The sequence below is a fragment of the Amniculibacterium aquaticum genome (assembly GCF_003852705.1).
In the GTDB taxonomy this organism is placed as follows: domain Bacteria; phylum Bacteroidota; class Bacteroidia; order Flavobacteriales; family Weeksellaceae; genus Amniculibacterium; species Amniculibacterium aquaticum.
Genome location: NZ_REFA01000012.1, coordinates 75,506 through 82,610, shown reverse-complemented (window position 1 = coordinate 82,610; position 7,105 = coordinate 75,506). Strand labels below are relative to the sequence as shown.

The window sequence follows — 7,105 nt, the reverse complement described above, 5'->3', positions numbered from 1 at the left end:
GTATTAGAGCTTTCAGAATATCCGAATGAATTAGAAGCGTATATAAATAAAAATATAAAATAGTACAGCATAGTACAGTGTACCGTTTTTGTGCCGTTCTGTACCGTTCAACTTTGCTCCATAATAACAATGTTATGGAGTTTTTTATTTTACACTTATCCAACCCGAACAAGCTAACCAACGAAAAAACAAAATCGAAATTAAGCAAAAATGGGAAAATGAGATTAGCGTTTATATTGGCTTTATAATGTTCTAAAAAATATTATTATGAGCAATTTTTCATTCGAGATGTTACCACAAGCGGTGGCAGATTTAACGGAGAAAGTAAATGAACTAACTCGTTTACTTATCGAAAAGCAAGAAGAACCCCAAAAAGGTCTATTGTCTGAATTTATCCCTAAAAGTGAAGTTAGAGGTAAGTTAGCAAGTAGTAGCACTCTTTGGCATTGGGAGAAAGCAGGTAAACTACAATTGCACGGTATTGGCGGTAAGCGTTACTACAAAAGAGAAGACATCGAAAACTTGTTTCAACCCATTAAATAAAAAAGGCGATGGAAAATATTAATAACCAAAGCCTTGTGGAAGAAATAGTACAAGGCAAAGATACAAAAATTAATCCTAAATTTAGCGTTATAACTACTGGAGATATGGCTAATGCTTTTGATGAAGTAAATGAAAAAAGTCAATTACAATTACAATTAGATAGTGTAGAATCAGATATGAACAAATCGCTACAAGCTGAAAAAACAGCCTTGAAAATAAGCGGAGAGATATTTGGTTCATTGGGGAATTTTAGCTTAATTACAGGCAAGGCAAAGAGCCGTAAATCATTTTTCTTATCAATGATAGCAGGTGCATTACTATCCTGCGACACCAACGCTACAATAACAGGACATTTGCCAAACGATAAAAAGAAAGTGCTTTATTTCGATACCGAGCAAGGAGAATATCATGTACAGAAATTGCATAAAAGAATAGGAGCTATTGCGGGGGAAAACTTTGATAATTTAAAGGTTTATCGTTTTAGAGGATTTGAACCAACGAAGCGACTTGAACTCATTGACTACGCAATTAAAACAACTGAAAATTTAGGTTATGTTTTTATTGATGGTATTCGAGATTTAACCTACTCAATCAATGATGAACAACAAGCTACCTTACTATCTACATACTTACTGCAATGGACTGAGGAATACAATATACATATTACAACAGTCCTACATCAAAACAAAGGCGATACCAATGCAAGAGGACATTTAGGCACTGAATTAGTAAATAAAGCTCAAACCGTACTTTCTATATCAAGAGCGAAAGATAATAAAGATATATCACTTATTGAGGTAACAGAAAGCAGAGATAAAGACTTTGATGGTTTAGCGTTTGAGATTGACAGCGATGGACTACCCTATATTACAGACTACACACCATCAACATCATCAAGAGAAAGAAGTAGTAGTCCAACTATTGACGACCTCAAAATAACAGATATTCTAAATACTCTATTCTCAAAAAATAAAGAAATTGGATATTCTAATTTGTGGACTGATATTAAAGTAGCACTCAAAGAGAAATATAAGATAAGCATTGGCAATAACGATGCGAAAGAGCTGGTATCAAAATTAAAATTAGAGGGAAGAATAATACAATCCCAACCACGGAAACCATACACTCTAAATACTAATTTCTTTCACAAGGTTTAGGTTTGCCGTATTATATATACGGCTAAACCTTTAAACCATGTTACTTTTGACGGTTTAGAAGCAAGGTTTAAACCTTTAAACCATAAGAGCTAAAACACCGATAAACAAAGGAATAAATAAGGTTTAGCAAGGTTTAAACTATGTAATGAAAAAGTGCTAAAAATAAGGTTTAAACCTTGTTGATTTCCTTAAACCTTATTCGATCTTCTAAAATGCTGAATTTCAACAACTTATAAATTGATAAAAAATGACTAATTCCTATCAATATTCACTCGACCCATCATCAAAAAAACACATTTGTCCGCAATGCCATAAAAAGAGATTTGTTCGTTACATTGACAATGAGAGTAAAGAACTACTACCCGATGAGTTTGGCAAATGCGACCGATTAGATGAATGTAATTATCATCTAAACCCATTCAAAGCAGGTTACGGAAAGAAAGAGTTTACACCTTATCAAAGACGGTTTAAACAGCCTAAACCTTTCAAACCTCAACAAAGAGAAGTATTTTATTTTGACTTTGAAACCTTTAAAAAGACCCTACAAGGTTATGATGAGAATACTTTTGTAAATAACCTACTCAAATACTATCCACTTGATGAGGTTACGGAAGTAATAGAGAGGTATTATTTAGGAACAGACTTAATTACTGGTGCGGTTACATTTCCTTTTATTGACGAATTGAACAGGGTAAATGCTATACAGGTTAAAGGCTTTGACGAAGATAATCACACAACCTCAACAACTTTTCTACACTCAATAATTGAAAGGAATGTAAAGCCAACCCCCGAATGGTTATTGAAGTATAAAAGTCAAGATAAAAAAATAAATTGCCTATTTGGAAGCCATCTATTAAAGCAATATCCAAACGCTAAAATAGGACTGGTAGAAGCTCCAAAGACAGCAATTATATGCACACTATTCTTTAAACACTTTGAGCCATTAAAAGATATTATTTGGTTAGCCGTGTACAATAAAAGTAGTCTTTCATTTGATAAGATAAAAGCACTACAAGGACGGTTCATATATGTATTGCCCGACCTATCCAAAGATGGTGGTACTTTTAAAGAATGGGAAACTAAAGTCAAAGAACATCAAAAGCAATTGCACGGTGCAAAGTTTAAAATGATTGACTTGTTAGAAAGAATAGCCACGCAGGAAGAAAAAGACAAAGGTTCGGATATTGCAGACTTTTTAATAAAGCTGGATAGGTCGGAGTTTATCACAAAGAAAACAAAACCTTATGACAGCTATACAGAAGAAGAAAGGCTACTAACTGCACTCAATCATATAAGTAATGATGACTTTAAGTATTTGGCAGAAAGTCTTATTGGTAAAGATGAGGTTATAAAAGAACCTACATTAATTGAAAGAATGACATCATTCCTGAAAGATAATAAACCCCACATTTTAGAAATAAAAGACCTCATCACTTGTCTATTTATCAAGAAACAAATACAGTATAAACCCAACACCTACAACGATATTACTTTAACCACCTAAAACAAAGGATACAATGAAACAATTAAAGTATTTTAAAAGCATAGACCTTGCAATACACAAGCCAACAAGGGCAGAGATTGAAGCTTTAACCTCAAAAGAAAGGCATAACATTATCCATAAATGGAATAGTGATGTAATGGCAAGAACGCCAAAGTACGAATGGAATTACAATTTTGTAGATGAACACGGCTACGCTATAAGATGGAGAAAAGGCAGGTTAAAAAGAGAGATTGACAGACTTCAAATTTTAACCATAGAAGAAGCCGAAAGACTATTTCAAATTGATAAGCTGAAATGTGAAGCCTACAATAATCAAAATTAAAACAAAGCCACCCTAATAAGGTGGTTTTTTAGTTACCAAAAAACAAAACAAGATATATATCCCTGATGAAGTGTTTATGGATTACTGTAAGGGTAGATATATATGCAGGGCGAAAATAAAATCTGAACCTTTAAGCGTTTATTTTTTTACCGCCCCCCTCAAAAATACAGAAACACTAAACCAAAAATCTAAACTCGATTTCCAACAATGCTTGTTTTGTTTTGTAAGCTGACAACACAACCCTACATTATCAAGAAATAAGAATGGAAGAAATATTTATTAAGGTATTGTACAATAGTGTAAAAATAGTATCTTTGGTCTGAACTAAAAGAGATATATTCTTTGGTTTGATTAACACACACGAGGGTAGTCATTATTGGCTATCCTTTTTCTATTTGTACAATTCTTGTACAATTCTACAAAACAAAAAAGCGTAAATAACTGATTAATAGTTAATTACGCTCTGTATATTGCAGAAAGGAAGGGATTCGAACCCTCGATACAGTTACCCGTATACTACCTTTCCAGGGTAGCTCCTTCAACCACTCGGACACCTTTCTTTTTTTTGGTGATGCAAAAGTACAAATAATTATTTAATCACCAAAGTTTTCATTCAGTTCTCCTTGTAAATTTTTCGAAAAATTTTCAGCAAAGCTACTGCTGTAGTTTTTGTTCCCCATCAGGTGCATCGCTTTGGTAATCGCACTTTCGGCCGTAAGATCTTTACCACTGATTGCCCCAATTTTTTGGAAAACATTACTGTTCTCGTATTTACCAATGCTAATACCACCAGAAATGCATTGGCTCAACACAATGATTTCTGTATCTCGCTCTCTTATTTCCAACAAAATTCTCTCCGTTTCAGGACTGTTAAAAATGGTTCCCGATCCAAAAACCTGTAAGATAATCACTTTGGTCTTGGGTAGATGGAGCAAGGATTCAAAGCTCATCCCTGGAAATATCCTCCAAAATACAATGTCCTTGCACAAATGCAAATCGATGCTGAACTCGGTTACTTCATTCCTTAAAAGTACCTCTTTTCGTATGTTCAGATGCACACCGGATTCACCCAAAATGGGATAGTTCGGACTTCTGTACGCGTCAAAATACTCCGCAGAATATTTCAATGTTCTGTTTCCACGCAACAATTTATATTCAAAATACACCACCACCTCTTGTATCAGAGCTTCGTTATTTTCATACAAACTCGCATAATAAAGACTGGTCAATAAATTTTCTTTGGCATCGGTTCTCAAATCTCCAATCGGAAGTTGGGAGCCCGTCAATACCACAGGTTTCTTTAGCCCTTTCAGCATAAAACTCAATGCCGAAGCGGTGTAAGACATCGTATCCGTTCCGTGTAAGATCAGGAAGCCGTCAAAATCGTGATAGTTACTTTCTATAACACCTGCAATGATCTTCCATTCCTCAGGACCCATATCCGACGAGTCCAAAGGATGCTCAAAAGCATGCACAGAAACCTCGCATTCCAAAAGATTCATCTCAGAGATTTTATCGAATATATGATTGAAATCAAACGCTCTCAAACTGCCACTATTATGATCTTTTTCCATACCAATCGTCCCACCGGTATAGATCATCAAAACTTTTCTTTTCATGGCCTAAATTTACAATTAATTATAATTTTTTGGGCACCTTTTCCGCCTTCCGTTCCCGCTTTTTTATTTTTTTGATTGATCTACATTCCGCTTCAATCAAAAAAATAAAAAGAGCTCCACTCAAGTCGGGGTGCAGGGTAGAGAGCATAGATTTTTTTTGGGTACAATACACAAAGTTATCTTTAGTTCTTCAAGGATTTATTTCTAAAAAATAAAATTTTAACTTTGCAACATGACAGATTTTAACGAACATTTCGAATACCTAAAAGGCTTTTTAACCCCGGAAAGATTGGAAAAAATTGAACGAAAATCATACGAAAGTTCAGATTTTGTTCTCCCCATCATGGAAGATGTCTATCAATTTCGTAATGCGGCTGCCATCGTTAGAAGTGCAGAAGCATCTGCCTTTCATAAAATTATAGCCTTAGAAAGCAAGAATGTCTTCGATCCCAACTTGGCGGTAACCAAAGGAGCAGATACTTGGGTAGAAGTCGAAAAACGACCTCATCAACTGGAATCCCTCCAAGAAATTAAAAATCAAGGCTATAAAATAGTTGCCGTTTCTCCAGAAAATAATGCGACTTCACTTCCGGACTTCCAAATTCATGAACCTGTAGCTTTGGTATTTGGCACCGAATGGCACGGTGTTACGGACGATTTTTTAGAGTTCTGCGACGAGACTTTGGCCATTCCCATGTACGGATTTACACAAAGTTATAATGTTTCTGTAGCTGCAGCAATTTGCATGTACGATCTAAAACAGAAACTTATAAAATCCGGTGTCGAACACCGATTGAGCGAGGAAAAACGCATGCAACTTAAAATTCGTTGGGCTGTCAACTCCATTCGAAGCGGACATGAAATCTATCAAGATTTTCTGAAAAAAAAGTAATGAAATTCAAACAGGAAAGCTCTATTCAAGCCGGTCCAAGTGTTGGTTTTCATAAAACAAAAATCCTTCAAAAATAAATTTTGAAGGATTTTATTTATCGTTTAAAAAGTTGGAATTATGCCAAAACTTTTTTCACTGCTTCAATAACCGCTGTAGAATCGATTTTGTATTTTTTCATCAATTCAGCAGGTGTTGCACTTTCTCCAAAAGTGTCGTTTACGGCAACAAACTCTTGTCTGGTTGGTCTTTTTCTTGCCAACATTCCTGCAACAGATTCTCCAAGTCCACCAAGATAGTTGTGCTCTTCAGCGGTTACAATTTTTCCTGTTTTTTCAACCGATTTCAGGATGATCTCTTCGTCCAAAGGCTTGATGGTGTGGATGTTGATTACTTCACAAGAAATGCCCTCTTTTTCCAACTCTTCAGCTGCCAATAGGGATTCCCAAACCAAATGTCCTGTTGCAACAATGGTAACATCGCTCCCTTCTTGCAAAAGAATTCCTTTACCAATTTCGAAAGGCATATCTTCCGGAATGAAAACGGGTACCGTCGGTCTTCCGAATCTTAAATATACCGGTCCTTCATAATCAGCAATGGCAATGGTTGCCGCTTTGGTTTGGTTGTAATCACACGGGTTGATAACGACCATTCCAGGTAACATTTTCATCAATCCAATATCTTCCAATGTTTGGTGAGTTGCACCGTCTTCACCAAGGGTTAACCCAGCATGGGAAGCACATATTTTCACATTTTTTCCGGAATACGCTACCGATTGACGGATTTGGTCGTAAACTCTACAGGTAGAAAAATTAGCAAAAGTCCCAGTGAATGGTATTTTCCCGGCTGTTGCCAATCCGGCTGCCATACCAATCATGTTGGCTTCAGCAATACCGGTTTGTATGAAGCGTTCTGGTGCTTTTTCAATGAATTTCTCCATTTTTAGCGATCCAATTAGGTCGGCACAAAGGGCTACAACATTCGGGTTTTTATCAGCCAATTCAGCCAATCCAGCTCCGAAACCGCTTCGTGTATCTTTTTTTTCTGTGTATGTATATTTCATTTTTATCT

7 protein-coding genes and 1 tRNA gene are annotated in these 7,105 nt (G+C 35.7%); 5 read left to right on the top strand and 3 right to left on the bottom strand.

Features of this window, described 5'->3' with window-relative positions; translation table 11 throughout:
* The first annotated feature begins 267 nt into the window (after positions 1 to 267).
* The 4 genes from EIY84_RS07045 (at position 268) to EIY84_RS07030 (ending at position 3,526) form a co-directional block, all read left to right on the top strand.
* Entirely contained in the window at positions 268 to 543 is a 276-nt protein-coding gene (locus EIY84_RS07045) for a MerR family transcriptional regulator (RefSeq protein WP_124641622.1), read from the top strand.
* 8 nt (positions 544 to 551) lie between these two features.
* Positions 552 to 1,700 carry an AAA family ATPase gene (locus EIY84_RS07040; protein ID WP_124641620.1) on the top strand — a complete coding sequence of 383 codons (1,149 nt, stop codon included), beginning with the start codon at positions 552 to 554 and terminating at the stop codon, positions 1,698 to 1,700.
* A gap of 247 nt (positions 1,701 to 1,947) precedes the next feature.
* On the top strand, positions 1,948 to 3,204 hold the full coding sequence (locus EIY84_RS07035; RefSeq protein WP_124641618.1) for a DUF6371 domain-containing protein: 1,257 nt from the start codon (positions 1,948 to 1,950) through the stop codon (positions 3,202 to 3,204).
* A 13-nt stretch (positions 3,205 to 3,217) separates the two neighbouring features.
* A complete protein-coding gene (locus tag EIY84_RS07030) occupies positions 3,218 to 3,526 on the top strand; it encodes a hypothetical protein (protein WP_124641617.1) in 309 nt (102 codons plus the stop codon).
* Positions 3,527 to 3,999: 473 nt separating this feature from the next.
* Here the strand turns inward: EIY84_RS07030 and EIY84_RS07025 are convergent.
* A tRNA-Ser gene (locus EIY84_RS07025) sits at positions 4,000 to 4,086 on the bottom strand.
* A gap of 33 nt (positions 4,087 to 4,119) precedes the next feature.
* Positions 4,120 to 5,145: an asparaginase gene (locus EIY84_RS07020; protein WP_124641616.1), complete on the bottom strand. Its 1,026-nt coding sequence runs from the start codon at positions 5,143 to 5,145 to the stop codon at positions 4,120 to 4,122.
* A gap of 232 nt (positions 5,146 to 5,377) precedes the next feature.
* On the opposite strand from EIY84_RS07020, the gene EIY84_RS07015 reads away from it, so the two are divergent.
* Positions 5,378 to 6,037: a TrmH family RNA methyltransferase gene (locus EIY84_RS07015; RefSeq protein ID WP_124641615.1), complete on the top strand. Its 660-nt coding sequence runs from the start codon at positions 5,378 to 5,380 to the stop codon at positions 6,035 to 6,037.
* A gap of 115 nt (positions 6,038 to 6,152) precedes the next feature.
* On the opposite strand, the gene EIY84_RS07010 is transcribed toward EIY84_RS07015, so the two are convergent.
* Positions 6,153 to 7,097, bottom strand: a complete 945-nt coding sequence (locus tag EIY84_RS07010; protein ID WP_124641614.1) for a transketolase family protein — start codon at positions 7,095 to 7,097, stop codon at positions 6,153 to 6,155.
* Between the last annotated feature and the right edge of the window lie 8 nt (positions 7,098 to 7,105).

Coding starts and splice junctions, on each gene's coding strand:
- EIY84_RS07015 (WP_124641615.1), top strand. CDS start 5,378: ATGACAGATTTTAACGAACATTTCGAATACCTAAAAGGCTTTTTAACC.
- EIY84_RS07010 (WP_124641614.1), bottom strand. CDS start 7,097: ATGAAATATACATACACAGAAAAAAAAGATACACGAAGCGGTTTCGGA.
- EIY84_RS07045 (WP_124641622.1), top strand. CDS start 268: ATGAGCAATTTTTCATTCGAGATGTTACCACAAGCGGTGGCAGATTTA.
- EIY84_RS07040 (WP_124641620.1), top strand. CDS start 552: ATGGAAAATATTAATAACCAAAGCCTTGTGGAAGAAATAGTACAAGGC.
- EIY84_RS07020 (WP_124641616.1), bottom strand. CDS start 5,145: ATGAAAAGAAAAGTTTTGATGATCTATACCGGTGGGACGATTGGTATG.
- EIY84_RS07030 (WP_124641617.1), top strand. CDS start 3,218: ATGAAACAATTAAAGTATTTTAAAAGCATAGACCTTGCAATACACAAG.
- EIY84_RS07035 (WP_124641618.1), top strand. CDS start 1,948: ATGACTAATTCCTATCAATATTCACTCGACCCATCATCAAAAAAACAC.